Genomic DNA, 26,832 nt, shown 5'->3' on the forward strand with positions numbered 1-26,832 from the left:
GCTTTCGTCCTCCGGCGGGCCCTCCTGCAGGACCGCCGGGCGCCATGCGCGCCCTCACACGCCCGGAGCCCCGAAACACAGCATCGGCTTCTCTGCGCCGGGCCGTCCGGCCGCGTCGAGCGCCTGTCTCCAGTCGGTCAGCGCGAAGGGGCGAATGCCCGGAAGATCGGCCGTCGCGAGCCCTGGCCAGAGCCCTTCGAAGGCCGCCCGCCAGTCCGCCGCCGACATAGAGGCCAGACAGTCGCGGAGGTGAAACCGCTCGAACCGGGCGCGCGGCGGGCTCGCGGGCCGGACCGGGCGACCCGTCAGAAGGCCATATCCCACGAAATGGGCGCCCTCGGGCAGGACATCGAGAATGCGCGAGGCAAGCAGCCCGCCGAGTGCATCGAAGACGATGTCGGCCCGCCGCGCATGGTCCAGGACCTGGGCCTCTTCGGCGGCCGGAACGGGGTCGATCCCGAGGGTGCGCAGGCGCGCTGCACGGCTGGGCGAGCGGTGAACGCCTGTGACTACGGCCGCGCCCTGCCCCAGCGCCCATTGCCCCAGAAGATCCGCGCAATGCGAGCCCGCCCCGCTGAGCAGCACCCGCCGCCCCGCGACCGGCCAGCGCGACAGCATGCCCCTGGCCGCGAGAGGATTGATATAGGCCCGCGCTGCAAGATCGTCGCCGATATCCTCGGGAACCGGGATCGCCAGCGCCGGGTCGCAATCGAGGACTGTCTGCCAGGTCCCCGGCCCGCGCAGGGGCAAGACCCGGCGGCCGATCAGACCGGCATGGCCGGGCGGCGCCTCCAGCACCCGGCCGACCCCCTCATATCCGGCGATGAAGGGCAGCACGATCCGGTGCGCATAGGCGCCTGTGACGGGGACAAGATCGGAGGGATTGACCGGCGCCCGCAGCATCGCGACCCGAAGCATCGGTTCGGGCCGGGGCCCGAGCGGCCGGGTCTCGAGCGAAAGCGCATCGCGGGGGGGCCCGAAGGCATGACAGACGAGCGAAGAGACCTGCATACCCTTGGGTAACGCCCCGCGCCCGGCAGTGACAGCCCCTAGACGCGCCCCGGCCGGGTCATCGCAGGCGGCTTCGCAATCGCCCTCTTGCCGGATCCGGCATCAGCGGACATAGAATTGCGAAAGGAAACCGCGCGCCTTTCCTCCGAGTTCCGGCCGCGCCGCATCCCTCCGGGGCCTGTGGCCGGGAGTCCTTCGGATCACCGGCCGCGATGCGCCATCCGGCGAGGACGACCGAAGGGAAATCTGAGATGCCCCAGGCCCAACGCGCCGCGCAGGCGCCGCTTGTGACCCCGGTCCTGATCGCGGGATCGCTGATCCTGCTGATCGGTTTTGCCATCCGCGCCTCGTTCGGGGTGTTCCAGATCCCGATTGCCGAGGAATTCGGCTGGGCACGCACCGAATTCTCGCTGGCCATCGCGATCCAGAACCTGGCCTGGGGGATCGGCCAGCCGCTGTTCGGCGCCGTGGCCGAGAAGATCGGCGACCGCAAGGCCATCATCGCCGGCGCGGTGCTTTATGCGCTGGGGCTGGTGCTCTCGTCCTTCGCGATCCAGCCCTGGCAGCATCAATGGCTCGAGGTGCTGGTGGGTTTCGGCATCGCGGGCACGGGCTTCGGCGTGATCCTCGCCATTGTCGGCCGCGCGGCAGCCCCCGAACATCGCTCGATGGCGCTGGGGGTCGCGACCGCCGCCGGATCGGCGGGGCAGATCGTGGGGCCGCCCTCGGCCGAACTGCTGCTGCAACTCATGCCATGGCAGGGCGTGTTCCTGGTCTTCGCCGGCGTGGTTCTGGCCTCGCTGCTGGCGCTGCCCTTCATCCGCTCGCCCCAGATCGCCAGCCGCGCCGAACTCGAGGAGAGCCTCGGCCAGGTGCTGGGCCGGGCCTTCCGCGACCCGTCCTTCTTCATGATCTTCATGGGCTTCTTCTCCTGCGGCTATCAGCTTGCCTTCATCACCGCACATTTCCCGCCCTTCGTGGCCGAGCTTTGCGGGCCCATCGTGCCCGGCAGCACACTGTCGGCGATCGGGATCACGACCACCTCGGCGCTGGGGGCGGTGGCGATCTCGGTGATCGGCTTTTTCAACATCGTCGGCACGGTGACCGCAGGCTGGCTCGGCAACCGCTACAGCCGGAAATACCTGCTGGCGGGGATCTACACGGCGCGCACCATCGCCGCGGCCGCCTTCATCCTGATGCCGATCACCCCGGGCTCGGTTCTGGTCTTCTCGATGGTGATGGGCGCGCTCTGGCTGGCCACGGTGCCACTGACCAGCGGACTCGTCGCCCATATCTACGGGCTGCGCTACATGGGCACGCTCTACGGTTTCGTCTTCCTGTCGCACCAGCTCGGCGGCTTCCTCGGCGTCTGGCTGGGCGGCAGGCTTTACGACCTGTACGGCAATTACGATCTCGTGTGGTGGGTCGGCGTGGGCGTCGGCGCCTTCTCGGCGCTGGTGCATCTGCCGATACGCGAGGCGCCTGCCCCGGCCCGCGTCGCGGCCTGAAGGCTTTGACGCGGGGCCACGGCCTGCCCTATCCTGATACCCTGCAAGGGAGAGTTGACCATGGCCGGAGGCTGGGCGCGCGACGGCGCGGTGAACGACCAGATCGACGCCACAATCGAGGATGAGCTGAACCGGATGAAGGCCAGGCGTGCCCCGGTCGGGGACAGCCTGACGGATTGTGCCGAATGCGGCGAGCCCATCCCCGAGGCGCGGCGGCAGGCCCTGCCGGGGGTCAAGCTGTGCGTCGCATGTCAGGGCGCGCGCGACAGTCGGCCGGTACTGCGCGGAGGGATCAACCGCCGCGGATCGAAGGACAGTCAACTCAAGTGACGGCGGTTGCGGGATTGACCGGAAGGTCACCTTCCTGTACGTATCACCAATCCGCACCTTCTGTCGCGTGAACAGAGGCCGCCTGCCCGGAATGACCGGATCGCGGCGCAAGGTGTCGGGCAAATCCGTTCCCATCATCACGCGAGGGGTACTGGGACCGCCGCCCACCGACCAGTCGGGTCGGGGCGTCGCGGACCCGCTCACCCGTTCGCAGCGGCGAACGCAATTTGACGAGGCGTCCGCGACGGGCGCCCGAAAGGACACTGTGATTACATTCGACAAGATGGGGCTGCCCAAGCGGCTCGTGACGCGACTGGCCGAGGCCGGCATCACCGAGCCCACCCCGATCCAGGCCCGCGCCATTCCTCCGGCGCTGGAAGGCCGCGACGTGATCGGGCTGGCGCAGACCGGCACCGGCAAGACCGCAGCCTTCGGCCTGCCGCTGCTGACCGCGCTGGCCGAGAACCGAGGAAAGCCCACGCCCAAGACCGCCCGCGCCCTGGTGCTGGCCCCGACCCGTGAGCTGGTCAAGCAGATCGCCGAGAGCCTCCGTCCGCTGGTCGCGGGCACGCCCGTCAGCGTCGAGACCGTGGTCGGCGGCGCCTCGCTGTCGGCCCAGGAAAAGCGGATGGCGCGCGGCGCCGATCTGCTGGTGGCGACGCCCGGGCGGCTGATCGACCTGATGGGCCGCGGCGCCGTGGTGCTGGCCGAAACCCGGTTCCTGGTGCTGGACGAGGCCGACCAGATGCTGGACATGGGCTTCATCCATGCCCTGCGCCGGATCGCGGCCAAGCTGCCGAAAGAGCGCCAGACCATGCTGTTCTCGGCCACCATGCCCAAGCAGATGGACGAGATCGCCGCAAGCTACCTGAGCAACCCGGTCCGGGTCGAGGTAAGCCCCCCCGGCACCGCCGTCGACAAGATCACGCAATCGGTGCATTTCCTCGAGAAGGCCGAGAAGACCGGGCGCCTGATCGAGCTTCTGGACGGGCATCGCGACGACCGCGCCATCGTCTTCGGACGCACCAAGCACGGTGCCGAGCGGCTGTCGAAACAGCTGGAACGGGCCGGGTTCGCCACCGCCTCGATCCATGGCAACAAGAGCCAGGGCCAGCGTGACCGCGCCATCAAGGCGTTCCGCGCGGGCGATGTGCGGGTGCTGGTGGCGACCGATGTGGCGGCGCGGGGCATCGACATTCCCGAGGTACGCCATGTCTACAATTTCGACCTGCCGAACGTGCCCGACAACTATGTCCACCGGATCGGCCGCACCGCGCGCGCCGGGGCCGATGGCGCGGCAATCGCCTTCTGCGCACCCGAGGAGATCTCGGAACTGCGGGCGATCCATAAGGTGATGGGAACGGCGATCCCGGTCGCCTCGGGGACGCCCTGGGAAGGGCTCGAACCGAAGCAGTCGCGGGGCGGCCCGCGCGGCGCAGGCAAGGGTGCAGGCAAGCCGGCCGCAGCCAAGCCTCGGGCGCGCCGTCGTCCGCGCAACAAGAACCGCGCAGCGGCCTGAGGTCGGGTGGGGGCGCTGTCGCCCGCGCCACTGACGGAAAACGCAAACGCCCGCCCGGGTCCCCGGGCGGGCGTTTTTTGCATCTCCGGGGCCGTTCTGGCAGCCTCAGGCCGGCTCGGGTTCCAGCCCGCGGCCCTTCAGCAACGCCTCGACCCCGGGCAGGCGGCCGCGGAAGGCGGTATAGAGCAGGTCCGGCTCCTGCGTGCCGCCGGTCGACAGCACGTTGTCTTCCAGAGCCCGCGCGGTCGCCGGATCGAAGGCATCGCCCGCCTCCTCGAAGGCCGCGAAGGCGTCGGCATCCATCACCTCGGACCACATGTAGGAATAATAGGCCGAAGCATAGCCACCCGCGAAGACATGGGCGAAATGCGGTGTCGCATGCCGCATCCGGATCGCGCGCGGCATGCCGATCTCTTCCAGCACCTCTGCCTGTTTCTGCATCGGGTCGGCGGGGGCGGGGCCGTCATGGAATTCAAGATCGACCAGCGCCGAGGCGATGAATTCGACGGTCTGGAACCCCATGTCATAGGTCGCGGCCGCCAGAACCCGGTCCCGCATCGCCTCGGGCATCGGCTGCCCGGTTTCGGCATGGGTGGCGAAACGCTCCAGCACCTCGGGCACTTCCAGCCAGTGTTCGTAAAGCTGGCTCGGCAGCTCGACGAAATCGCGCGGCACCGAGGTGCCGGACAGGCTTTCATAGGTCACATCCGACAGCATCTGGTGCAGCGCATGGCCGAATTCATGGAACAGCGTCCGCGCATCGTCATAGGACAAGAGCGCGGGCCGCCCCTCGGCCGGTTTCGAGAAGTTGCAGACATTCACGACATGCGGCCGGATCTCCCCCGCCAGCTTCTGCTGACTGCGCAGCGCCGTACACCAGGCACCCGATTCCTTGCCCGCCCGGGCAAAATAATCGCCGATGAAAACGCCCATATGGCGGCCATCGCGGGTGACCTCCCAGGCCCGGGCATCCGCATGGTGCAGGGTCACATCGAGCGGCGAGAAATCCAGCCCGAACAGACGGTTGGCGCAGTCGAAAGCGGCCTCGATCATGCGGTCGAGTTGCAGATAGGGCTTCAGCTCGGCCTCGTCGAGATCGTGGAGCGCGCGGCGCCGCTTCTCGGAATAGTAATGCCAGTCCCAGGGCTCGAGCGGCGCCGAGCCCCCGTCCGCGACCAGCATCTCTTCGAGGATCGCGGCATCGGCCTCGGCACGCGCCCGGGCCGGGACCCAGACCTGCATCAGCAGATCGCGCACATTGCCGGGGGTCCTGGCCATCTGGGTTTCCAGCGCATAGGCGGAATAGCTGCCATAGCCCAGAAGCGCCGCACGTTCGGCCCGGAGCTTCAGCGTTTCGGCCACGATGCCACGGTTGTCGGTGGTGCCGCCGCGCGCGCCGCGCGAGGTCCAGGCCTCATAGGCCGCCTTGCGCAGATCGCGCCGGGGTGAGAATTGCAGGAAGGGCACGATCACCGAGCGCGACAGCGTCACCACCGGGCCGTCCGCGCCGCGTTCGGCGCCCGCCGCCCGGACCGCCTCGATGACGAAGCCGGGCAGGCCCGCAAGATCGGCCTCGGCCAGCGGCATCGTCCAGTCGCGCTCATCAGCCAGAAGGTTCTGGCCGAAGGCGGTCGAAAGCTCGGCCAGCCTTGTGTTGATCTCACGGAGCCGGCCGCGCCCCTCTTCGGGCAAGGCCGCCCCGGCGCGGACGAAGTCGCGATGCTTCCGATCCAGCAGACGGGCCTGTTCGGCCGTCAGATCCAGCGTCTCGCGTGCCTGCCAGATCGCGTCGATCCGCTCGAACAGCGCGCGGTTCAGCACCACATCCGAGGAAAACTCCGCCAGCTTCGGCGAGAAGGCGCGCTGCAGCGCCTCGCGCGCCGGGGTCGAGGAGGTCGAGGCCAGCAGATCGAAGACCGACAGCACGTCGGACAGCGCCTGCCCCGACCGTTCCAGCGCCTCGATGGCATTGGCGAAATCGGGCGCCTCGGGCGCCTCGGCAATGGCCGCGATCTCGGCCCGGGCACCGGACAGCGCCCGCTCGAAGGCCGGCGCGAAATCTTCATCCGAGAGGGCGGCAAAGCCGGGAAGCTCGAAGGGCGCGATGCGCGGCGCCAGCAGGGGATTGGTCATGAGGCTCTCCATTTCTCGAAAAGGCATAGCCGGATCGAGGCCGGGTTCAAGCCCGGGACCGCGTGGCGACGGGGCCGGACCCCGCCCGGCAAGCAGCCCGGCAAGCCCCCCGCCAGGCCGCGCGGCCAGAGTCTCTCGGCACAGGACCGCCACAGCCCTGCCCCATGCGGCTCCGGGTTTTGCCCAACTTCGTGATCACAGCATTCATGAGCGTGATCACAAAATGGAAAAACATAGCATGATCACGGGAATTTAAGGAAAAGGCCGTTTCGCCGCACCACCGTTCCGTGCTTAGACATCTGGAATTCGTACCAGCACGGGACAGTTTGATGAACATCCACGAATACCAGGCAAAGGCGTTGCTGCGCAGCTACGGCGCGCCGGTCTCGAAAGGGCATGTCGTCACCAAGGCGGAGGAAGCGAAGTCGATCGCGGCCGATATCGACGGGCCGGTCTGGGTCGTCAAGGCGCAGATCCACGCAGGCGGTCGCGGCAAGGGCCACTTCGTCGAGGAAGAGGCGGGCGAGAAGGGCGGCGTGCGGCTGACCAAATCGGTCGGCGAGGCCGCCGAGGAAGCCAGGAAGATGCTGGGCCGCACCCTCGTCACCCATCAGACCGGCCCCGCGGGCAAGCAGGTCGGCCGGGTCTATATCGAGGAAGGCGCCGGCATCGAGCGCGAACTGTACCTGGCCCTGCTGGTCGACCGCCAGACCAGCCGGGTGGCCTTCGTCTGCTCGACCGAGGGCGGCATGGATATCGAGGAGGTCGCCGCCAAGACCCCCGATCGCATCCTCAGCTTCTCGGTCGATCCGGTGACCGGCTATCAGGGCTATCACGGCCGCCGCATCGCCTTTGCGCTGGGACTGACCGGCAACCAGATCAAGCAATGCGTCCGGCTGATGGGCCAGCTTTACAAGCTGTTCACCGAGAAGGATTGCGAGCTGCTGGAGATCAACCCGCTGATCGTCACCGATCAGGGCGACCTGCGCTGCCTCGACGCCAAGATGAGCTTCGATTCGAACGCGCTCTACCGGCAGGAGGACATCCTGGCGCTGCGCGACGAGACCGAGGAAGATCCGAAGGAACATCAGGCCTCCAAATACGACCTGAACTACATCGCGCTCGACGGCCAGATCGGCTGCATGGTGAACGGCGCGGGCCTCGCGATGGCGACGATGGACATCATCAAGCTTTACGGCTCGGAGCCCGCCAACTTCCTCGACGTGGGCGGCGGCGCCACCAAGGAGAAGGTGACCGAAGCCTTCAAGATCATCACCTCGGACCCGAACGTGAAGGGGATCCTGGTGAACATCTTCGGCGGCATCATGCGCTGCGACGTGATCGCCGAGGGCGTGGTCGCCGCGGTGAAGGAAGTCGGGCTGAAGGTGCCGCTGGTCGTGCGCCTCGAAGGCACCAATGTCGAGAAGGGCAAGGCCATCATCAACAATTCCGGCCTCGACGTGATCGCGGCGGACGACCTGTCCGATGCAGCCCAGAAAATTGTCAAAGCGGTGAAGGGGTAAGATCCATGGCGGTTCTTGTCGACGAAAACACCAAGGTCATCTGTCAGGGCTTCACCGGCAGCCAGGGCACCTTCCATTCGGAGCAGGCCATCGCCTACGGCACCAAGATGGTCGGCGGCGTCACCCCCGGAAAGGGCGGCCAGAGCCATCTGGACCTGCCCGTCTTCAACTCGTGCCACGAGGCGGTGGCCAGGACCGGCGCCAATGCATCCGTGATCTACGTGCCGCCGCCGTTTGCGGCCGACTCGATCCTCGAGGCCATCGACGCCCAGATCCCGCTGATCGTCTGCATCACCGAGGGCATCCCGGTGATGGACATGATGACCGTCAAGCGCGCGCTGGAAGGCTCGAACTCGACCCTGATCGGGCCGAACTGCCCCGGTGTCATCACGCCCGACGCCTGCAAGATCGGCATCATGCCCGGCCATATCCACAAGCGCGGCTCGGTCGGCGTCGTCTCGCGCTCGGGCACGCTGACCTATGAGGCCGTCAAGCAGACCACCGATGTGGGCCTTGGCCAGTCGACCTGCGTCGGCATCGGCGGCGACCCGATCAAGGGCACCGAGCATATCGACGTGCTGGAATGGTTCCTGGCCGATGACGAGACCCAGTCGATCATCATGATCGGCGAGATCGGCGGCTCGGCCGAAGAGGAAGCGGCCCAGTTCATCAAGGACGAGGCCAAGAAGGGCCGCAGCAAGCCCATCGCGGGCTTCATTGCCGGCCGTACGGCCCCTCCGGGCCGTCGCATGGGCCATGCGGGCGCCATCGTCGCCGGCGGCAAGGGCGGTGCCGAAGACAAGATCGAGGCGATGAAATCGGCCGGGATCGTCGTGGCGGACAGCCCGGCGCATCTGGGCGAAGCGGTGCTGAAGGCGATCGGATAAGCCGGTCGCCGAGGGAGGCAAAATGGGCTTTGCGGCTGCCGTAAAGGTCTGTTTCAGAAAGTACTTCACCTTTTCGGGGCGGGCGTCCCGCCCCGAATACTGGTGGTTCGTTCTGTTCACGTTATTGGGCAGCATCGCCACCGGGCTGCTCGACCTGCTGCTGTTCCCGGGCGAGATCCGCACCGGACCGGGCAGCATAGAGGCCGACAGCGACGGCCCCCTGACCATGCTCTTCACGCTTGCCATCTTCCTGCCTTCGGTTTCCGCAGGCTGGCGCCGGATGCATGACAGCGGCCGAAGCGGGCTTTTCTACGTCTATCCGCTGATCGTGCTGGCCGGCATCCTGGGCTTTGCCCAATTCGTCGGCGCCTTCGGCCTCGCCGCTTCGGGCGGTCCGGCAGAGGCCTTTACCGGCATCGCGGGCCTCGTGCTCGTCCTCTCGGTCCTGGTTCTGATGATCTCGCCCCTTCTGGTGATCTGGTGGCTGACCCGCCCCTCCCAACCCGGCCTCAACAAATACGGTCCAAACCCCCATGAGGTAACTCCATGACCGAGCAAAGCGCGAACGACATCTTTCACAGCTCGTCCTTCCTTCAGGGCCACAATGCCGAATATGTGGAACAGCTTTACGCCCGCTATGCCAATGACCCGAACGCGGTCGACGAGGCATGGCAGAAGTTCTTCGCCGAGCTGGGCGATGACGAGGTCTCGGTCAAGCGCGAGGCGGCGGGGCCGTCCTGGGCGCGGCGCGACTGGCCGCCCGCGCCGAATGACGACCTGACCGCGGCACTTGACGGGCAGTGGCCGACGCCGCCTGCCGCCCGCGAGACCAGGGCCGCCGAAGAGAAGATCCGCGAGAAGGCCAGGGAAAAGGGCGTCGAGGTAACCGATGACGAGGTCAAGCGCGCGGTGCTCGACTCGATCCGGGCGCTGATGCTGATCCGGGCCTACCGGATCCGGGGCCATCTGGTCGCCGATCTCGACCCGCTGGGGCTGCGCAACCCGACCCCGCATCCCGAGCTCGATCCGAAATCCTACGGCTTCACCGATGCCGACATGGAGCGGCCGATCTTCATCGACAACGTGCTGGGGCTGCAGGTCGCCTCGATGCGCGAGATCCTCGCCATCGTGCAGCGGACCTATTGCGGCACCTTCGCGCTGCAATACATGCATATCTCGGACCCCGAACAATCGTCCTGGCTGAAGGAACGGATCGAGGGCTTCGGCAAGGAGATCAAGTTCACCCGCGAGGGGCGCCGCGCGATCCTGAACAAGCTGGTCGAGGCCGAGGGTTTCGAGAAGTTCCTGCATGTCAAATACATGGGCACCAAGCGCTTCGGCCTCGATGGCGGCGAGGCGCTGATCCCGGCGATGGAACAGATCATCAAGCGCGGCGGCGCGCTGGGTCTGAAGGAAATCGCCATCGGCATGCCCCACCGTGGCCGCCTGTCGGTGCTGGCCAACGTGATGGGCAAACCCTACCGCGCGATCTTCAACGAATTCCAGGGCGGCAGCTTCAAGCCCGAGGACGTGGACGGCTCGGGCGACGTGAAATACCACCTCGGCGCCTCGTCGGACCGCGAATTCGACGGCAACACCGTGCACCTGTCGCTGACCGCGAACCCCTCGCATCTCGAGGCGGTCAACCCGGTCGTGCTGGGCAAGACCCGCGCCAAGCAGGCGCAGATGAATGACCACGAGCGCAAGCAGGTGCTGTCGGTGCTTCTGCATGGCGACGCGGCCTTCGCGGGCCAGGGCGTGGTGGCCGAATGCTTCGGCCTGTCGGGCCTGACCGGTCATCGCACCGGCGGCACCATCCATATCGTCGTGAACAACCAGATCGGCTTCACCACGGCGCCGCATTTCTCGCGGTCCTCGCCCTACCCGACCGACATCGCGCTGATGGTCGAGGCGCCGATCTTCCATGTCAATGGCGACGACCCCGAGGCGGTGGTGCATGCCGCCAAGGTCGCCACCGAGTTCCGCCAGAAATTCGGCAAGGACGCGGTGCTCGACATCTTCTGCTATCGCCGCTTCGGCCATAACGAGGGGGATGAACCGATGTTCACCAATCCCCTCATGTATCAGAAGATCAAGAAGCATAAGACCACGCTGCAGCTTTACACCGAACGGCTGGTCGAGGACGGGCTGATCCCCGAGGGCGAGATCGAGGACATGAAGGCCGCCTTCCAGTCCCATCTCAACGAGGAATTCGACGCCTCCAAGGAGTTCAAGCCGAACAAGGCCGACTGGCTCGACGGGCGCTGGTCGCATATCCAGCGCGGCGGCGGCGACGACTATCAGCGCGGCGATACCGCGATCGGCGAGGAAACCCTGCAGGAGCTGGGCCAGGCGCTGACCACCCCGCCCGAGGGCTTCGAGCTTCACAAGACGGTGGGGCGCCTGCTCGACGCCAAGAAGGAGATGTTCGCGACCGGCAAGGGCTTCGACTGGGCGACCGCCGAGGCGATGGCCTTCGGCAGTCTGCTGACCGAGGGATATCCGGTGCGGCTCTCCGGCCAGGACAGTGCGCGCGGCACCTTCAGCCAGCGCCATTCCGCGCTGATCAACCAGGATACCGAAGAGCGTTACTATCCGCTCAACCACATCCGCAAGGGGCAGGCGAAATACGAGGTCATCGACTCGATGCTCTCGGAATATGCGGTCCTGGGCTTCGAATACGGCTACAGCCTGGCCGAACCCAACGCGCTGGTGATGTGGGAAGGCCAGTTCGGCGATTTCGCCAATGGCGCGCAGATCATGTTCGACCAGTTCATCAGTTCGGGCGAACGCAAATGGCTGCGGATGTCGGGTCTCGTCGTGCTGCTGCCGCATGGCTATGAGGGCCAGGGCCCCGAGCACAGCTCGGCCCGGCTCGAACGCTTCCTGCAGATGTCGGCCGAAGACAACTGGATCGTCGCCAACTGCTCGACGCCGGCCAACTACTTCCACATCCTGCGCCGCCAGCTGCATCGCAGCTTCCGCAAGCCGCTGATCCTGATGACGCCCAAATCGCTGCTGCGCCACCGGCTGGCGATGTCGGAAGCCAGCGATTTCGTCACCGGCTCCTCCTTCCACCGGGTGCTCTGGGACGATGCCGAGACCGGCCACATGTCGGAAACCAAGCTCAGGCCCGATGCCGAGATCAGGCGGGTCGTCCTGTGCTCGGGCAAGGTCTATTACGACCTGCTGGAGGAACGCGATGCCCGCGGCATCGACGACATCTACCTGATGCGGCTCGAACAGTTCTATCCGTTCCCCGCGCTCAGCCTCGTCAAGGAACTGGAACGCTTCAGCGACGCCGAAATCGTCTGGTGTCAGGAAGAGCCCAAGAACCAGGGTGGCTGGACCTTCATCGAGCCCAATCTGGAATGGGTCCTGACCCGCATCAATGCCAAGCACGGCCGGCCCCGCTATGCGGGCCGCCCCGCCGCCGCCTCGCCGGCCACGGGTCTTGCCAGCACGCATAAGGCACAACAAGCCGCGCTCGTGAACGACGCGCTGACCATCGAAGGGTAACCGCCATGTCCACAGAAGTCCGTGTCCCGACGCTCGGCGAAAGCGTCACCGAAGCCACCGTCGCCACCTGGTTCAAGAAGCCCGGCGACGCGATCGAGGCCGACGAGATGCTCTGCGAGCTGGAAACCGACAAGGTGACGGTCGAGGTCCCCTCGCCCGCCGCAGGCACGCTCTCCGAAATCGTCGCGGCCGAAGGCGAGACGGTCGGGGTCGACGCGCTTCTGGCCACCATTGCCGAAGGCGCGTCCGCGCCTGCTCCGAAGGCCGATGGCGGCGCGTCCGCCCCGGCTGCGGCCGACGACGATGCCGGCGCCGAAGACGTGCCCGTGATGGTGCCGACGCTGGGCGAGAGCGTGACCGAGGCCACGGTCTCGACCTGGTTCAAGCAGGCCGGCGACAAGGTCGAGCGCGACGAGATGCTCTGCGAGCTCGAGACCGACAAGGTCTCGGTCGAGGTGCCCGCTCCTGCTGCGGGCGTTCTCAAGGAGATCCTCGCCGCCGAAGGTTCCACCGTCGAGGCCGGCGGCCAGCTCGCGGTCCTTCTGGCGGGCGAAGGCGCGGCAGCCGCCGCTCCGAAGACCACTGCCGGCACGGGCGACGGATCGGGCGGCGGATCGGGCAAGGATGTCGAGGATGCGCCCTCGGCCAAGAAGCTGATGGCCGAAAAGGGCCTCTCGGCTGCCGAGATCACCGGCACGGGCCGCGATGGCCGGATCATGAAGGAAGACGTGCTGAAGGCCGCCGAGGCGCCGAAAGCCGCCGCGCGCGCGCCCGAGGCGCCGAAACCCACCGCTGTCCCCGACGCGGCGCGGGCGCCGATTCCGGCCGAGGATGCCGAGCGCGAGGAACGGGTCAAGATGACCCGGCTGCGCCAGACCATCGCCCGCCGCCTGAAGGATGCCCAGAACAGCGCCGCGATGCTGACCACCTATAACGAGGTGGACATGTCGGGCGTCATGGCGCTCCGGAAGGAATACAAGGACCTCTTCGAGAAGAAGCACGGGGTGAAACTGGGCTTCATGTCCTTCTTCACCAAGGCCTGCTGCCATGCGCTGTCCGAAGTGCCCGAGGTCAACGCGGAAATCGACGGCACCGACATCGTCTACAAGCGCTTCGTCCATATGGGCATCGCGGTCGGCACGCCCTCGGGGCTGGTGGTGCCGGTGCTGCGGAACGCGGATTCGATGAGCTTCGCCGAAATCGAGAAGCGGATCGCCGAGATGGGCACCCGCGCCCGTGACGGCAAGCTGTCGATGGCCGAGATGCAGGGCGGTACCTTCACCATCTCGAATGGCGGCGTCTACGGCTCGCTCATGTCCTCGCCGATCCTGAACCCGCCGCAATCGGGCATCCTCGGCATGCACAAGATCCAGGAGCGTCCGATGGTCGAGGGCGGCCAGATCGTGATCCGCCCGATGATGTATCTGGCGCTCAGCTACGATCACCGCATCGTCGACGGCAAGGGCGCGGTCACCTTCCTCGTCCGCGTCAAGGAAGCGCTGGAAGACCCGCGCCGCCTGCTGATGGATCTGTGAGGCTCTTTGCCGTGGAGAACCTGGAAAAAAGCGAAATCGTCATATCCAAAATCCTCAGCCTCCTGATGGAGTGGGGAATCAGGGAATGTGAGCTTGAGTTCGAAGAACTGGAGCTCGATGATGAATTTCGCTTTTTCTTCTTTCCTTGTATCGAGTGGCTGACAGACGAAGGGGTCATTCGGACCGGAGAGATCCACGGAGAGCTAGGCGGAACCGGATGCGGATCCGTAATGAACCCCGTTTTGACTTCGTACGGCTTGAATGTTCTCGGAACGCGCATTCAACTCGGCGAAACGGAAGAAAAGCTAAGCGATGCCGTTAAGAAAGTGAGCGCCGGCTCCCGTTCTTATGCCCAATTCGGCGATTTCGTCGGCGACCTTCTGGGCGGCTTCACAAAATCCATAGGTTCCTAATGACCCCCGAACTCGCCGCCCTCGCCGCCACCGCCGTCATCCACCTCGCCGCGGTGCTCTGGTCCCAGCGCGCGCTCGAGGCCGATGTGGGGCGCGAAGGCAATACCGGGCCCCGCGACGATATCGCGGACCGGCTGTCGCCCCATACCCTCCGCCTGCGCCGGGCGCTGGCCAACCATGTCGAGAATACCGGCCTCTTCGTGATCGCCGTCGTTCTGGTGCAGTTCACCGGCTCGAATGGCTGGGTCACCGGGCTTGCCGCCTGGATCTTCGTCGCCGCCCGCGCGCTTTACCTGCCCGCCTATGCCTTCGGCTGGGTGCCCTGGCGCTCGGTCATCTTCATGGCAGGCCTTGTCGCCTGTTTCGCCATGATCCTCGCCAGCATCTTCTGAGGCCCGCATGACCCCCGAGCTTACCGCCCTCGCCCTCGCCATCCTCGTTCAGGCCGTGCAATTCGTCCTCATGGCGATCCCCGCCAATATGGAACTCGGCACGGCATATACCACAAGCCCCCGCGACACGGCCCCCGACCAGCAGCTCTCGCGCCGGACCGGACGGATGCAGCGCGCGCTCAACAACCATTTCGAGGGGCTGATCCTGTTCACCGCGGCGGTCGTCCTCGTCACCGTCTCGGACCAGTCGAGCTGGTTCACCGCGCTCTGCGCCTGGATCTACCTGATCGCCCGCATCGCCTATGTGCCGGCCTATGTCCGGGGCTGGGTGCCGGGGCGCTCGATGATCTGGGCCGCGGGCTTCGGCGCGACCGTCCTGATGACGCTCGCCGCCCTGATATGATCTTCTTCCTGGCGGAAATACCCCGGGGGGAGCCGCCCGGCACGGGCGGCGGGGGGCGGATGCCCCCCACACCCCCGCCGCCATCCCAACACTCGCCCGCAAAGGAGGCCCCGAATGGCAAGCTATGATGTGATCGTGATCGGTTCCGGCCCAGGCGGCTATGTCTGCGCCATCCGCTGCGCGCAGCTTGGCCTGAAAACCGCCTGTGTCGAAGGCCGCGACACGCTGGGCGGCACCTGTCTCAATGTCGGCTGCATCCCCTCGAAGGCGCTGCTGCATGCCTCGCACCAGCTCCACGAGGCCCAGCATAATTTCGAGAAGATGGGGCTGAAGGGCAAGCCGCCCTCGGTCGACTGGACGCAGATGCAGTCCTACAAGGACGAGGTCATCGGCCAGAACACCAAGGGCATCGAATTCCTGTTCAAGAAGAACAAGATCGACTGGCTCAAGGGCTGGGCCTCGATCCCCGAGGCGGGGCTCGTGAAGGTGGGCGACGAGACCCACAAGGCGAAACACATCGTCATCGCCAGCGGCTCCGAAGCCTCCACCCTGCCGGGGCTCGAGATCGACGAGAAGGTGATCGTCAGCTCGACCGGCGCGCTGGCGCTGTCCAAGGTCCCGAAGAAGATGATCGTGATCGGCGCCGGCGTGATCGGGCTGGAGCTGGGCTCGGTCTATGCGCGCCTCGGGGCCGAGGTGACCGTGCTGGAATATCTCGACCAGATCACCCCGGGCATCGACACCGAGGTGGCGCGCAGCTTCCGCGCGCTCCTCAAGAAACAGGGCCTGACCATCGTCACCGGCGCCGCCGTGCAATCCGCCGAGGCGCTCAAGACCAAGGCCAAGGTCACCTACAAGCTCCGCAAGGACGACAGCGAGCATCAGCTCGATGCCGATGTGGTGCTGGTCGCGACCGGCCGCAAGCCCTTCACCCAGGGCCTCGGGCTCGACGCGCTGGGTCTCGAGCTGACCAAGCGCGGCCAGATCGCGACCGATGCCCATTACAAGACCTCCGTGGACGGGGTCTATGCCATCGGCGACGTGATCGAGGGCCCGATGCTCGCCCACAAGGCCGAGGATGAGGGCATGGCGGTCGCCGAGATCCTCGCGGGCCAGGCCGGTCATGTGAATTACGACGTGATCCCGGGCGTGATCTACACCCATCCCGAGGTGGCCGCGGTCGGCAAGACCGAGGACCAGCTGAAGGAAGCGGGCCGGGCCTACAAGATCGGCAAGTTCTCCTTCATGGGCAACGGCCGCGCCAAGGCCAATTTCGCCGCCGACGGCTTCGTCAAGCTGATCGTGGATGCGGAAACCGACCGCATCCTCGGCGCCCATATCCTGGGGCCCTCGGCGGGCGATCTGATCCACGAGATCTGCGTCGCGATGGAATTCGGCGCCGCGGCCGAGGATATCGCCCGCACCTGCCACGCCCATCCGACCTATTCCGAGGCGGTGCGCGAAGCGGCCCTGGCCTGCGGCGACGGTCCGATCCACAGCTGACAGGGCAGGCTTCATCCTTCCTGGAAAGGGGCGGCGGCCGGATGGCCCCGCCCCTTTTCATGTCCCGCACTCCGCACGGCTTTCGCCGCACGCACCGCCGGGGGATCGAGAAAATTCCGGTCGGGTCGCTCAGTCGTGCCGGGCGTCAGCACAAAGACGGCAAGAGCCCCGGGCGCAGGGGCGTCGGTTGCGCTCGGAACCACTGTCCCGACAAAATTGGCAAGACGCCCGGTCAGGTCAGGTCGCGAGGAACCTGAGGCCCTGGGTGACGTCAGTGCGCACCGCCAGCCGCAGCGAGGGCTCGTCGCCCGCCCGGAGAGCGGCCAGAATCATCCGGTGATGCTGCGGCGGCTCGGTCCGGCCCAGCCGGCCATAGAAGGACCGCATCGTCGGACCGAGCTGCAACCAGACCGTCTCGGCAATGGCCAGCATCGCGGGGGCCTGGGCCCGCAGGTAAAGCGCGCGGTGGAATTCGAGGTTCTTCTGGATATAGGCCACCGCATCCCCGCGCATGACCACCTCGCCGATCTCGGCATTGATCTTCTGCATCCGCTCGATCAGGGCGAAATGGGCCCGCGGCAGGGCCCGACTTGCCAGTTCGGGCTCGAGCAGGCCACGCAGCGAGGCCAGTTCCTCCAGACGCTCGTTCGAAAGTTCCGGCGTCGAGACCCGCCCCGAGGAGGACAGCGTCAGCGCGCCCTCTGCCACGAGCCGCCGCACCGCCTCCCGCGCGGGCGTCATCGACACGCCAAAGCTCTTGCCGATCCCGCGCAGCGTCAGCGCGGCGCCCGGGGCCAGCTCGCCATGCATGATCTGCGTCCGCAGCGTCCGGTAAAGCCGCTCATGTGTCGCAGATACGGTCTCACCGGATCGGGTCTGGATCAGCATGGCGCGGATAGTGCGACCGCACGGGGGCGGCCGTCAATCACCGAAACGCACACGGTGCAGGGCAGCACCATTAGCCCTCAGCCAGGCCCGCGGCGCCTCGTAGCCCGGCATCAGCCCCCCGACCACCGACCAGAACCTGCTGGAATGGTTCATCTCGACCAGATGCGCGACTTCATGGGCCGCGACATAGTCCAGCACCTCGGGCGGGGCCATGATCAGGCGCCAGGCGAACATCAGGTCGCCGCGCGACGAACAGGACCCCCAGCGCGACCGCGCCTCCCTGACCGTGAGCCGGCGGTAGCTGATCCCCAGCGCGGCCGCATGGCCGTCGGCCGCCGCCGCCAGCCGCGCCCGCGCCCGGATCTTGAGAAAGGCCAGCACCCGGGGCGGCACTTCTTCGGCAGATCCGGGCACCGCCAGTTCGCCCTCGCGCATCTGCGGAATCCGTCCGGTCCCCGGCACGAGCGGCAGAGCGCGGCCCTCATAGGGCACCGTACCGCCGGCCCGGACCACATGACCTTCGGGTCGCGCCGAAAGGTGGCGCCGGATCCAGGCCTCCTTCTCGCGAACGAAGGCCAGCCCCTCGGCTTCGGGGGCGCGCTGGGGCAATGTCAGCGTCACGCGCCCGTCAAGCTGCGACACCCGCAGCGAATAGCGCCGCGCGCGTGCCGAGCGGCGCAGCGTGACCTCGAGCGGCGGATCGCCGGGAATGCGGATGATGCTCATCTCTGCCTCGTGTTTTGCCCGGAGCATAACAGCCGAAAAGGGCTTTGACACGTAGGGGGACTTGTGGCACGTGGCTGCAACCGCAAAGCCGTGACCCCTGCGAGAGGATACCCATGCCCAAAGAAGAATGGGGCGTTAAGCGCGTTTGCCCGCACTGCTCGACCCGATTTTACGATCTTCAGCGCGACCCGATGACCTGCCCGTCCTGCGGCCACAGCTTCTCGCTGGACAGCCTCACCCAGGGCAAGCACCGGCCGCTCATCGCCGAGAAGACGGCCCCCGCCAAGGCGCGGAACGATGAGGATCTGGACAACGATGACGCCATCATCGACGATGACGATGACGGCAATGATGTCGATCTCGGCGACGACGTGCTGGAGGACGATGACGACGACAACGTCTCGCTTGACGACATCGCCGACATGTCCTCCGAGGATGACGACGAGACCTGACTTTTCGGCCGGGCGGCCCTGATGTCCCGCCCGGCCCCGTCCCGGGCCAGGGATCCACGCCTGGGTCCCTTTTCCACCCTACCGGCACCGTTCCTCTCGGAGCGGTTTTTTTGCATGTACCGCAGGCAGACCTTAACTCCTTGCTTCGGTAAGGTTTTTACCAATGCGGGGGGGTGAGCTTTTGCGGCACCGGACATCGACCAAAAAAATCGCTATGCCCCATCCCTTCTGCATTTTTCTGCTTGATCTCCCTTCCCCGCTTCCATAATAAGCGCGGGCGGGCCGGAAGGGCCGCAAACAGATGGGGCCATAGCTCAGTTGGGAGAGCGCTTGCATGGCATGCAAGAGGTCAGGGGTTCGACCCCCCTTGGCTCCACCAAAAACACGTTGAAAAGCACCAGATAGGTCTGCCTTTCTTGTCAGAGGATTTGCCTCTGTCGTGCAGACGGGTGCTGTTTTCCCTACGGAAATCCATGCTGCTTTGATCCGCGCCTTTGGGCGTGTTGATCCCGTCGCAGCCCTTCCCCCCTTCACAATTGAGGATGGCCCATGAGCGACCATTTCTTCATCGTGACGGGCGGCCCCGGTGCGGGCAAGACCAGCCTGATCACCGAGCTCTCCCGCTGCGGCTTTCACACGATCCCCGAATCCGGCCGCGCGATCATCCGCGAGGAGATCCAGAGCGGCGGAGACGCCCTCCCCTGGGCGGACCGCATGGCCTATGCCGAACGGATGCTTGAACGCGACCTCCGCGCCTACGAGGACGCTCAGGCCATCTCAGGCCCCGTAATCTTCGACCGGGGCATTCCCGACATCATGGGTTACCTGACCCTCTGCAGCTTTCCCATGCCGCCCCCGTCGCCGCAGCAGCCAAGGCCGCCCGCTACAACGCGCGCGTCTTCCTAGCGCCATTTTGGGATGAGATCTTCACGCAAGACACCGAACGCAAGCAGACCCGCGCCGAAGCCGAAGCGACCTGCGCCGTCATGCGGGAGACCTACACCGCGCTCGGATACCAAATCACAGAACTGCCGCGCGCCGACATTGCAACACGTGCCGGCTTTGTCTGTAAGCAACTGGCAAATTGACCGTCATCTCTAGAGGCAGTGGCGAAACTTGAGCTACTCCCCATCGGTTGGACAGTATCTGGCGTAATTTAAGCTACTCTTTGCACCTGCTGATCGGGTTTGTTGATATCATTTCTCTGCCAATAAACCAGCGCCGGTGGCTTGCCGCCGAGGGCTGAGTGAGGACGCTGGTGGTTGTAGAAGGTCATCCATTTCCGGATAGCCCCTTTCGTCTCTGATCCGGTCTCCCAGGCATGCAGGTAGACGCATTCGTATTTCAGGGTTCGCCACAGCCGCTCGATGAAGATGTTGTCGAGGAATCGGCCTTTCCCATCCATCGAGATGCGCACACCGGATCGGCGGAGCCGGTCGGTCCAGGCGCAGGACGTGAACTGGCTGCCCTGATCCGTGTTCATGATCTCGGGCGGGCCGAACTTGTGGATGGCCTCGCTCAGTGCTTCGACGCAGAAGTCGGCCTCCAGGGTGTTCGAGATCCGCCAGGATAGAACCTTGCGCGTGTGCCAGTCCATGATCGCTATGAGGTATAGGAACCCGCGGCGCATGGGCAGGTAGGTGATGTCCGAGCACCAGACCTGGTTCGGACGATCCACGTGCAGCCCTTTCAGAAGGTAAGGATAGGTCTTGTGTCCTTTCGCCGGCCTGCTCGTGTTGGGCTTCTGGTAAATCGGCATCAGCCCCATGAGGCGCATTAGCCGGCGTATTCGCTTCTCGTTCACGAGATGCCCGTCATTGCGCAGGTGCCAGGTCATCTGGCGGACACCGAAGAACGGCGTCTCCAGGAACTGCTCGTCGATCTGCCGCATCAGGCCGAGGTTCTGTGCGGTCTCTCCCTTCGGCTCGTAGTAATAGGACGAGCGCGCAATCGACAGCAGCCTGCACTGCTGACCGATGGACAGCTGAGGATGGTCAGGCTCGATCATACCGCGCCTCACTTCCCGCCCCAGGGCTTCAGCTTTCGTTCCAAAAAAGAGTTGGCCACCGCCAGCTCCCCGATCTTGGCGTGGAGCTCCTTCACCTGCTCCTCGTCGATCTCGGGTCTCTTGCGGCCACCGCGCTCGAACACGCCGGACGCGCCTTCGAGCAGGGCGCGCTTCCATTGATGGATCATCGTCGGATGCACTCCGAACCGGCTCGCCAGCTCGGCCGCCGTCTCTTCACCCTTCAGGGCTTCCAGCGCGACCTTCGCCTTGAACTCAGGCGCGTGCTGCTTGCGTTTCGACATCTCTGATCTCCTTCTCGTCGAAGATCAGCAGACTGCAAATCGTAGCTTACGTCACTGTCCGAATTTCGGGGGGTAGCTCAACTGCTGAAGCAGACAAACCGCATGTCCCCTCCAGCCTCCCGCTGCCTGACACTCACGGCCCATTCCTGCCGTTCGTCGTGTCATCCACCTACAACGCTGCTTCACTGAACCGGACATTGATGCTGGCGCAGCGCATCGAAACTCTGAATCGCCTTCAAACGGACCGCTCTGCCCCGAGCTAGGGTCAGGACTCATAACCAGTAGATGACGGTCGCAGCGAGCGCGATGGCCGAGAGGAAGACTTTCGGACATCGATCATAGCGGGTGGCAACTCGGCGCCAGTCCTTGATGCGTCCGAACATGATCTCGATGCGGTGGCGGCGCCGGTATCGGCGCTTGTCGTACTTGACCGGGGCCGTACGCGACTTGCGCGGCGGAATGCAGGCGCGAATTTTGCTGTCCGACAACGCGTTACGGAACCAGTCGGCATCGTATCCGCGGTCGGCGATCAGCCAGTCCGCCTGAGGCAGCTGGCTCTGTAGCGCGAGTGCGCCCTTGTAGTCGCTGACCTGGCCGGCGGTGACGAAGAGGCGGACAGGGCGGCCCTCGCGGTCGGTGACGGCATGCAGTTTTGTGTTCATGCCGCCCTTCGTGCGGCCGATCAGGCGGCCACGCCCCCCTTTTGAGCCCGCAGGCTCGAGGCCGTACGGTGCGCCTTCAGATAGGTCGCGTCGATCATGATCGTCCGGCAATCGGCCTGCTCGGCGGCAAGCCCCTCCATGATCCGCGCGAACACGCCCATGCGGCTCCACCTGATCCAGCGATTATAGAGCGTCTCGTGCGGACCGTATTCGCGGGGCGCGTCCCGCCAGCGCAACCCGTTGCGATTGATGAAGATAATTCCGCTGAGGACGCGTTTGTCGTCCACGCGAGGGCGCCCATGGGGCTTCGGAAAGTAGGGGCGCAGCCGCTCCATCTGCGCCTCGGTCAGCCAGAAAAGATCGCTCATCGTCAGCCTCCTTCGAGCGGAGGCTGAATCACGCGAAGCCGTGCTGATCAATGGGTCCTGAGCCTAATAGGTCAGCACCTTTCTCTTGTCATTCAGCGAAACTGACGTATCTTCTTTGACAGGCGCTGCTCGCGCCTCCCCCCTCCGTTGGGAAAGCACACTTCATGCAGAGCACTCTGATCATCGAACCATCCGTTCGAGCACACATGAGGAGGGGTTGTGTAATTCGCTCGACCAGGAGGGTTTCGAATGAACCGACCAACTACGCCTATCTATGTTCTAAAGCGCCGTGCCAAGGAGCTATCCCGCGAACGCGGCATCCCGCTCCATGAGGCGCAAAAGCAGATCGCCAAACAGGAGGGCTTCGCGAGTTGGAGCTTGCTTGTCTCTCGCCCGACGGCGGCGTCAGTCGATACCAAGATCACGTCGCTTCCTGTCTCGCCTGCTGATCGAGCGGAAGCTATCGAGATCGCCAATTTTACCTTCGAGAAAGTCTTCGACCGGATCGAGCCGGACAATCCCACCGCGACGCGGGCTTTGTGGGATGCGGAAGACTATGTTGATAACAGATGGCTGGACGAGGGTATGCTGCCCATCGACCGAGATTATGCCCTGTCTTTGATCGAGGCGTTCCTTGTGCATCACGTAGTCGACCTTGCGGTGCAAGCCGACAAGAAGAGCGCATAAATCACGAAACCGATTCCGTACCCGGCAATTCCTCTGCTGGGTACGGTGCGCTTTCCAATCGGCCCATTCCCGACATTCGCCAACCAATAATTAATGCGGCGGCAGCAGCACGCACTGCCATCATTCGCCGCGAGTGCGAAACCCGATGGCTTTTGGAGATCTGCAGTGCAAGACAAAACTGTCATGTCCTCGAGCAGAACCTACTGTCGCTTTGCGGTCCGGCAAACCATTTGTGATTTGCAAAAGTAGCATTTCTACTGGTTTCTTCTTTCTTGCCAGTATTCTCAGTTCATGCTTTGGCGTCGCCATGAGCGGATCGCGTTGGACGTGTCGGATTTAGGCTCGACCTCATTCCAACGATCCCAGAAGGCAACAGTTTGGCTGTCAGGCTTCATCTTGGGTTCGGCTATGCGCACGCGTGTCGGCAGAAGGCTCGCGTCGCCGACGACCAGCGCTTCTCCGATGTCCAAGACAGGCAATAGGTCACCAAAACTTCCAAGACTGTCAGGAAGGAGGCGTTTTATCACGCTCTGATCGTCGCTGTTGGTCAAACGCATGGCAACAACATTGTTGCACTGGCTCAGAACAGTTCGATTTACTTCGGATGGTCGCTGGCTGATAACCACAAGCCCTATGCCATATTTCCTGCCTTCTTTTGCGATCCGCTCAAAAATCTCAACAGCGACCGCGTCAGAACTGTCGGCATTCAGCCGTTCTGGTATGTACAGATGAGCCTCATCACACATGATTGCGATAGGATGCCGCTGGTCAGATTTCGTCCAGAGGCTCGTAGAGAAAACAATTTGAGCCAAGAGGCTCACCATCAAGGGCAGTACGTCAGATGGCACTTCTGAAAAGTCTATAATCTTGATGCCGCCTTCATTGCCATCCTGAGCCCCGCGACCGGTTGAAATGGCATGAACCATTCGTTCCAGCCACTCCATGTCCATGCATTCGTTGGGAGGCTGAAACAGGAATGCCAGACGACGATCATGCCTTTTTGCTTCTAGGCGACCGATCAACCTGCTCAGCTTGCCATGATAGGGACCCTGCTTTTCGCCCCTCGCGCCTGGCACCATTTCTTCATCTAGGTCTTTGAGGTTCTGCAGCACTGAATTGATGTCGAAAGGCACCGGGCTGTCGATTGTGAAATTCTCCAATATTTCTTCATGCTTGACCGGATCTAGGGTGCCCTTTTTCGCGTCGACGATAGTGCGCGTCATAATCATCGATTGGTTTGGTGCGTTCTGGTCACTGCGGTCCACGAACATGGACACCAGCGCCTCATAGCCCAACAACCAGTATGGCAGATGCAATACCCCGTCATCCAAGCCGCGCTTGTGCTCGATGTCTGAAGGCCCCGCAATCCTCAGGTGCTTGAACGCCTCGCCTTTCAGCGGTCGATACTCACCATGGATATCGAACAAGACCACATTCGCCTGTGGCAATTCCGCGATCTGATCCAGCAATCGAGCCGTAGTCCAGGACTTGCCCGATCCAGTACTCCCGACGATCACGGCATGTCGTTGGAAGAGCTTGTTGCCATTCAGATAAGCTACAGCTTCGTCATCCAACGTGAAGTTTCCCAAAGACAGCTTTGGGCCGTCCGTTTTCACATTGGAAATGACCTGCATGAAATTGGTGAGGCGTTCACCCTCCAGAGAGAAGCAATTGGCGTCGATTTCCGGCACGGTTTCTAAGGTTCGGCGAAAAACGTTCTGTTCGAGTCCAACCTTGTCGAGCAAGGTGCCGATAAGTGTGATCTTGACGAGGTTGTTCTCGTTCGGGATCAACTCCAGGTCGGTCAATTCCGCCTCTTCCAAATCGCGGTTGTCGGGTTTCCTGGTGATCCGCACCACCACACCAATCAAGTGTTGCCCGGGCTTGCTGCTCTGGAGAACCACCAAACGGTTTACCTGCAGCCGCTTGAGCCTCTCGAGGTCGTCGACGCGGATCGTTGCTGCAGCGGTATCTACTGATATCACGCTGCCGAGGGCTTCATTGTCTGCGAAATCGAAAATGGACATGTGCATTACCTAAAGGACCAAATTGTTGAAACCTGGAAGCGACCATAAATCAGCAGTGTCCACCTCGACACCATCTGGGGCCTCGGGGCGGTAGACCTTGCTCCCGGTTCCAGACATCTCGACACCCATGTAGTTTGTACCGGCTTTGGTCTTGAGGAAGTCTTTGGCCTCGTCGGTCAGGGTTCTGGCCAGCACAACGATGGGCACGTTTCTTTCCCGACATCGCTCGATGATTTTTGGATGGATATGCAGATCGCGGAAGCCAAATCCGATACAAAGAAACGCGGAGGCGGTCTTCAGCGCGTCATCTGCGCCATTAATTATTGTTCGGAAAGGATCTTGGGACGTTGTCTCGTATTTGTTGAATCCAGGAGTAACGATTAGGGGGGTGTACTCGGCGGGTGGCAATTCAAAGACCGGCAATCCCACTGTTCGCTCATCTGCGGTGCGGAACCAGTCCAGCGAGCCATGGACCTTCCAGATCTTGACGACCCGCGAAGCCTTGGAGCCATGCCGGAATTTGACTCCGCCGGTGCTCTCCCACTTCTGGATATAGCCTGGAGCAAACCCGGTTTGAAAAAGCACTCCTTTGGAATTTCAGGCAAACTCTGCGACGCGATCATAGTTGGTGGTGACGACATGGATTTCGCGCAAGTTGCTGTTGAACATCCTGGACAGCAAACGCCCAAGAGCGAACTCCCCGCCATTTGACGCTGCAAGGCCTAATAGCGCTGTATCCTTCTCATTGACACATTGCCAAGTCAGGCTGACAATCTTCGCGAGCAGGGTATCCGGCAAAGCCTTGCCCTCCAACGCAGCTTCAAGATGATCACCGTTTGCTAAGGCTGTCCGGACCAACAACCAAGCGTCCTCTTCGGCTTGGCCCACTGTTTCCAGCTTGTCACACAGGTAGCCGCTCAGTGCTCCCATACTTGGCAATCCATGTGGCATAGAGGCGCCACTTCCAAGGACAATTGTCGGGGATCCTTGGAAACAGGTTAGCGCAAACTTGGCGATGTCTTCTGTCTTCATTTAGTTTGGGACGCTCCGCTTGGGTTGGTATCAATGATCTGAATGAAAAGGCCCGTCGTCAGAGGCTAAACAGACCCCATTTGAAATCAACCTTAATATGGAATCGCCAACAGGAAAAAATCCTGGCGTTGCAGCCAGAAAGAACGACCATAAGCAATTAGTATCACCGAACTAAACGGCCGCTTCTTGTCGCGGCATTGGTTTTCACGCTGATGCAGCGAAGGTCAGCTTCCCGCCCATTCTTCCTCTTCTCAGCCGCTGCAGTTTCCGGCTACCACAGATCGTTGAACCGGTGCGCAGCCGTCCGCGTGTAATGCGCTGTGTGCCGGGGATCACGGTGTCCGAGGTAGTCCTGAATGACTCGCAAGTCGTGCCCCTTGTTCGCCAAGGCGAAACCGCAGGAATGGCGAAGCATATGTGGGTGGACGCGCTCGAGCCCGGCACGGGTGCCGGCGGATCCGAGGATGTAGCTTACGGCCTGCCTCGTGAGCGGCTGCTTGCGCTCGGAGACGAAGAGCCAAGGCAGCGCATCCTCCCTGCGCGCGAGCCAGCGCTTGATAGCCCGCAGCTCTTCGCCAGCGACTGGCTGCTCGACGCTGAGCCCGTTCTTCAGCCGTGCGACCCAGATCCGCGACTGCGCAAGATCCACGTCTTGCCGACGAAGCGCGATCACTTCGGAGACGCGCAGTCCATGCCGAAACATCATCAGGATCAATAGGTGGTCGCGAACCCCGTGGCGGCCCTTTTTGGCGGAAGCGAGAAGCCGGTCGATATCCGGCTGACCAAGGTAGTCACGGCTCCGCACATGGGCGTCGGTCGCCCGGTCATCCCCACTCTTGACACTTCGCCGATTGGGCATGGTTATGTCGCCTCTCACAAGTCTCTGCCTGGCAAGGCTTGGCCGAGATCAACTCTTAACAAAACACACCAAGTGTAAAGAGTCGCTTGAGCGTCGAGGAAGCACGCGCATGTTCGTCGCCACGAGGTAAGCCTACTTTTTTGGA

Annotated in this window: 26 protein-coding genes and 1 tRNA gene; 17 read left to right on the top strand and 10 right to left on the bottom strand. The window is 63.8% G+C overall.

The window, feature by feature from the left end:
* Window positions 1–54: 54 nt before the first annotated feature.
* Window positions 55–1,011, bottom strand: a complete 957-nt coding sequence (locus tag B5V46_RS14535; RefSeq protein WP_080617265.1) for a zinc-dependent alcohol dehydrogenase family protein — start codon at window positions 1,009–1,011, stop codon at window positions 55–57.
* Between the two features lie 251 nt (window positions 1,012–1,262).
* Between B5V46_RS14535 and B5V46_RS14540 the strand changes: the two genes are divergently transcribed.
* The 3 genes from B5V46_RS14540 (at window position 1,263) to B5V46_RS14550 (ending at window position 4,368) form a co-directional block, all read left to right on the top strand.
* A complete protein-coding gene (locus B5V46_RS14540) occupies window positions 1,263–2,519 on the top strand; it encodes an MFS transporter (protein ID WP_080617266.1) in 1,257 nt (418 codons plus the stop codon).
* 60 nt (window positions 2,520–2,579) lie between these two features.
* Window positions 2,580–2,849 (top strand): DksA/TraR family C4-type zinc finger protein, encoded by a 270-nt coding sequence (locus B5V46_RS14545; RefSeq protein WP_080617267.1) that lies wholly within the window; start codon window positions 2,580–2,582, stop codon window positions 2,847–2,849.
* A 265-nt stretch (window positions 2,850–3,114) separates the two neighbouring features.
* The gene (locus B5V46_RS14550) at window positions 3,115–4,368 is read left to right on the top strand and encodes a DEAD/DEAH box helicase (RefSeq protein ID WP_231119133.1); all 1,254 of its coding nucleotides are present in this window, start codon (window positions 3,115–3,117) and stop codon (window positions 4,366–4,368) included.
* Window positions 4,369–4,473: 105 nt separating this feature from the next.
* Here the strand turns inward: B5V46_RS14550 and B5V46_RS14555 are convergent, their stop codons facing one another.
* The gene (locus B5V46_RS14555; protein ID WP_080617269.1) at window positions 4,474–6,501 is read right to left on the bottom strand and encodes a M3 family metallopeptidase; all 2,028 of its coding nucleotides are present in this window, start codon (window positions 6,499–6,501) and stop codon (window positions 4,474–4,476) included.
* Between the two features lie 329 nt (window positions 6,502–6,830).
* Between B5V46_RS14555 and sucC the strand changes: the two genes are divergently transcribed.
* From sucC to lpdA, 9 genes are all read left to right on the top strand, one after another.
* Window positions 6,831–8,024, top strand: coding sequence for an ADP-forming succinate--CoA ligase subunit beta (sucC, locus tag B5V46_RS14560; protein ID WP_080617270.1), 1,194 nt, complete (start codon window positions 6,831–6,833; stop codon window positions 8,022–8,024).
* 5 nt (window positions 8,025–8,029) lie between these two features.
* Window positions 8,030–8,911, top strand: a complete 882-nt coding sequence (sucD, locus tag B5V46_RS14565) for a succinate--CoA ligase subunit alpha (protein ID WP_080617271.1) — start codon at window positions 8,030–8,032, stop codon at window positions 8,909–8,911.
* A gap of 22 nt (window positions 8,912–8,933) precedes the next feature.
* Window positions 8,934–9,461 (top strand): DUF805 domain-containing protein, encoded by a 528-nt coding sequence (locus B5V46_RS14570; RefSeq protein WP_080617272.1) that lies wholly within the window; start codon window positions 8,934–8,936, stop codon window positions 9,459–9,461.
* Window positions 9,458–12,430 (top strand): 2-oxoglutarate dehydrogenase E1 component, encoded by a 2,973-nt coding sequence (locus B5V46_RS14575; protein ID WP_080617273.1) that lies wholly within the window; start codon window positions 9,458–9,460, stop codon window positions 12,428–12,430. The genes B5V46_RS14570 and B5V46_RS14575 overlap by 4 nt, the downstream gene beginning before the upstream one ends.
* A 5-nt stretch (window positions 12,431–12,435) precedes the next feature.
* Complete coding sequence (gene odhB / locus B5V46_RS14580; protein ID WP_080617274.1) at window positions 12,436–13,965, top strand: 2-oxoglutarate dehydrogenase complex dihydrolipoyllysine-residue succinyltransferase; 1,530 nt, start codon at window positions 12,436–12,438, stop codon at window positions 13,963–13,965.
* A gap of 11 nt (window positions 13,966–13,976) precedes the next feature.
* A complete protein-coding gene (locus B5V46_RS14585) occupies window positions 13,977–14,378 on the top strand; it encodes a hypothetical protein (RefSeq protein ID WP_155774070.1) in 402 nt (133 codons plus the stop codon).
* Window positions 14,378–14,770 carry an MAPEG family protein gene (locus tag B5V46_RS14590; RefSeq protein ID WP_080617276.1) on the top strand — a complete coding sequence of 131 codons (393 nt, stop codon included), beginning with the start codon at window positions 14,378–14,380 and terminating at the stop codon, window positions 14,768–14,770. Before B5V46_RS14585 ends, B5V46_RS14590 begins: the two co-directional genes overlap by 1 nt.
* A gap of 7 nt (window positions 14,771–14,777) precedes the next feature.
* Complete coding sequence (locus B5V46_RS14595; protein ID WP_080617277.1) at window positions 14,778–15,173, top strand: MAPEG family protein; 396 nt, start codon at window positions 14,778–14,780, stop codon at window positions 15,171–15,173.
* A 114-nt stretch (window positions 15,174–15,287) separates the two neighbouring features.
* A complete protein-coding gene (gene lpdA / locus B5V46_RS14600; RefSeq protein WP_080617278.1) occupies window positions 15,288–16,676 on the top strand; it encodes a dihydrolipoyl dehydrogenase in 1,389 nt (462 codons plus the stop codon).
* A 237-nt stretch (window positions 16,677–16,913) separates the two neighbouring features.
* Here lpdA and B5V46_RS14605 read toward each other — a convergent pair whose 3' ends face one another.
* The gene (locus B5V46_RS14605; protein ID WP_080617279.1) at window positions 16,914–17,564 is read right to left on the bottom strand and encodes a GntR family transcriptional regulator; all 651 of its coding nucleotides are present in this window, start codon (window positions 17,562–17,564) and stop codon (window positions 16,914–16,916) included.
* Window positions 17,565–17,597: 33 nt separating this feature from the next.
* Window positions 17,598–18,290 carry a M48 family metallopeptidase gene (locus B5V46_RS14610; RefSeq protein ID WP_080617280.1) on the bottom strand — a complete coding sequence of 231 codons (693 nt, stop codon included), beginning with the start codon at window positions 18,288–18,290 and terminating at the stop codon, window positions 17,598–17,600.
* A gap of 113 nt (window positions 18,291–18,403) precedes the next feature.
* Between B5V46_RS14610 and B5V46_RS14615 the strand changes: the two genes are divergently transcribed.
* The 4 genes from B5V46_RS14615 (at window position 18,404) to B5V46_RS20890 (ending at window position 19,830) form a co-directional block, all read left to right on the top strand.
* Entirely contained in the window at window positions 18,404–18,742 is a 339-nt protein-coding gene (locus B5V46_RS14615) for a TIGR02300 family protein (RefSeq protein WP_080617281.1), read from the top strand.
* 303 nt (window positions 18,743–19,045) lie between these two features.
* Window positions 19,046–19,121 (top strand) — tRNA-Ala (locus B5V46_RS14620).
* 170 nt (window positions 19,122–19,291) lie between these two features.
* Window positions 19,292–19,648, top strand: coding sequence for an AAA family ATPase (locus B5V46_RS14625; RefSeq protein ID WP_369822788.1), 357 nt, complete (start codon window positions 19,292–19,294; stop codon window positions 19,646–19,648).
* Window positions 19,576–19,830, top strand: coding sequence for an AAA family ATPase (locus B5V46_RS20890; protein ID WP_369822842.1), 255 nt, complete (start codon window positions 19,576–19,578; stop codon window positions 19,828–19,830). Before B5V46_RS14625 ends, B5V46_RS20890 begins: the two co-directional genes overlap by 73 nt.
* 68 nt (window positions 19,831–19,898) lie before the next feature.
* Here the strand turns inward: B5V46_RS20890 and B5V46_RS14630 are convergent.
* Together B5V46_RS14630 and B5V46_RS14640 are read right to left on the bottom strand one after the other, a co-directional pair.
* A protein-coding gene (locus B5V46_RS14630; RefSeq protein WP_231119223.1) for an IS3 family transposase occupies window positions 19,899–21,052 on the bottom strand; the annotation gives its coding sequence in 2 pieces (ribosomal slippage) (window positions 19,899–20,800 and window positions 20,800–21,052; 1,155 coding nt in all).
* A gap of 272 nt (window positions 21,053–21,324) precedes the next feature.
* Window positions 21,325–22,082, bottom strand: a protein-coding gene (locus tag B5V46_RS14640) for an IS5 family transposase (RefSeq protein ID WP_155774072.1) whose coding sequence is annotated in 2 segments (ribosomal slippage) — window positions 21,325–21,758 and window positions 21,758–22,082 — 759 coding nt in all. Because the reading frame shifts where the segments join, the coding sequence is not laid out codon by codon here.
* A gap of 249 nt (window positions 22,083–22,331) precedes the next feature.
* On the opposite strand from B5V46_RS14640, the gene B5V46_RS14645 reads away from it, so the two are divergent.
* Window positions 22,332–22,769 (top strand): hypothetical protein, encoded by a 438-nt coding sequence (locus tag B5V46_RS14645; protein ID WP_080617282.1) that lies wholly within the window; start codon window positions 22,332–22,334, stop codon window positions 22,767–22,769.
* A 284-nt stretch (window positions 22,770–23,053) separates the two neighbouring features.
* Here B5V46_RS14645 and B5V46_RS14650 read toward each other — a convergent pair whose 3' ends face one another.
* The 4 genes from B5V46_RS14650 to B5V46_RS14665 all read right to left on the bottom strand — a co-directional run bounded on the left by B5V46_RS14650 (window position 23,054) and on the right by B5V46_RS14665 (window position 26,687).
* On the bottom strand, window positions 23,054–24,796 hold the full coding sequence (locus B5V46_RS14650) for an ATP-binding protein (RefSeq protein WP_080617283.1): 1,743 nt from the start codon (window positions 24,794–24,796) through the stop codon (window positions 23,054–23,056).
* Between the two features lie 9 nt (window positions 24,797–24,805).
* Window positions 24,806–25,381: an SIR2 family protein gene (locus B5V46_RS14655; protein WP_080617284.1), complete on the bottom strand. Its 576-nt coding sequence runs from the start codon at window positions 25,379–25,381 to the stop codon at window positions 24,806–24,808.
* A 12-nt stretch (window positions 25,382–25,393) separates the two neighbouring features.
* The gene (locus B5V46_RS14660; RefSeq protein WP_155774073.1) at window positions 25,394–25,828 is read right to left on the bottom strand and encodes a hypothetical protein; all 435 of its coding nucleotides are present in this window, start codon (window positions 25,826–25,828) and stop codon (window positions 25,394–25,396) included.
* A gap of 271 nt (window positions 25,829–26,099) precedes the next feature.
* On the bottom strand, window positions 26,100–26,687 hold the full coding sequence (locus B5V46_RS14665) for a tyrosine-type recombinase/integrase (RefSeq protein ID WP_080617286.1): 588 nt from the start codon (window positions 26,685–26,687) through the stop codon (window positions 26,100–26,102).
* Between the last annotated feature and the right edge of the window lie 145 nt (window positions 26,688–26,832).

The organism is Rhodovulum sp. MB263 (genome assembly GCF_002073975.1).
In the GTDB taxonomy this organism is placed as follows: domain Bacteria; phylum Pseudomonadota; class Alphaproteobacteria; order Rhodobacterales; family Rhodobacteraceae; genus Rhodovulum.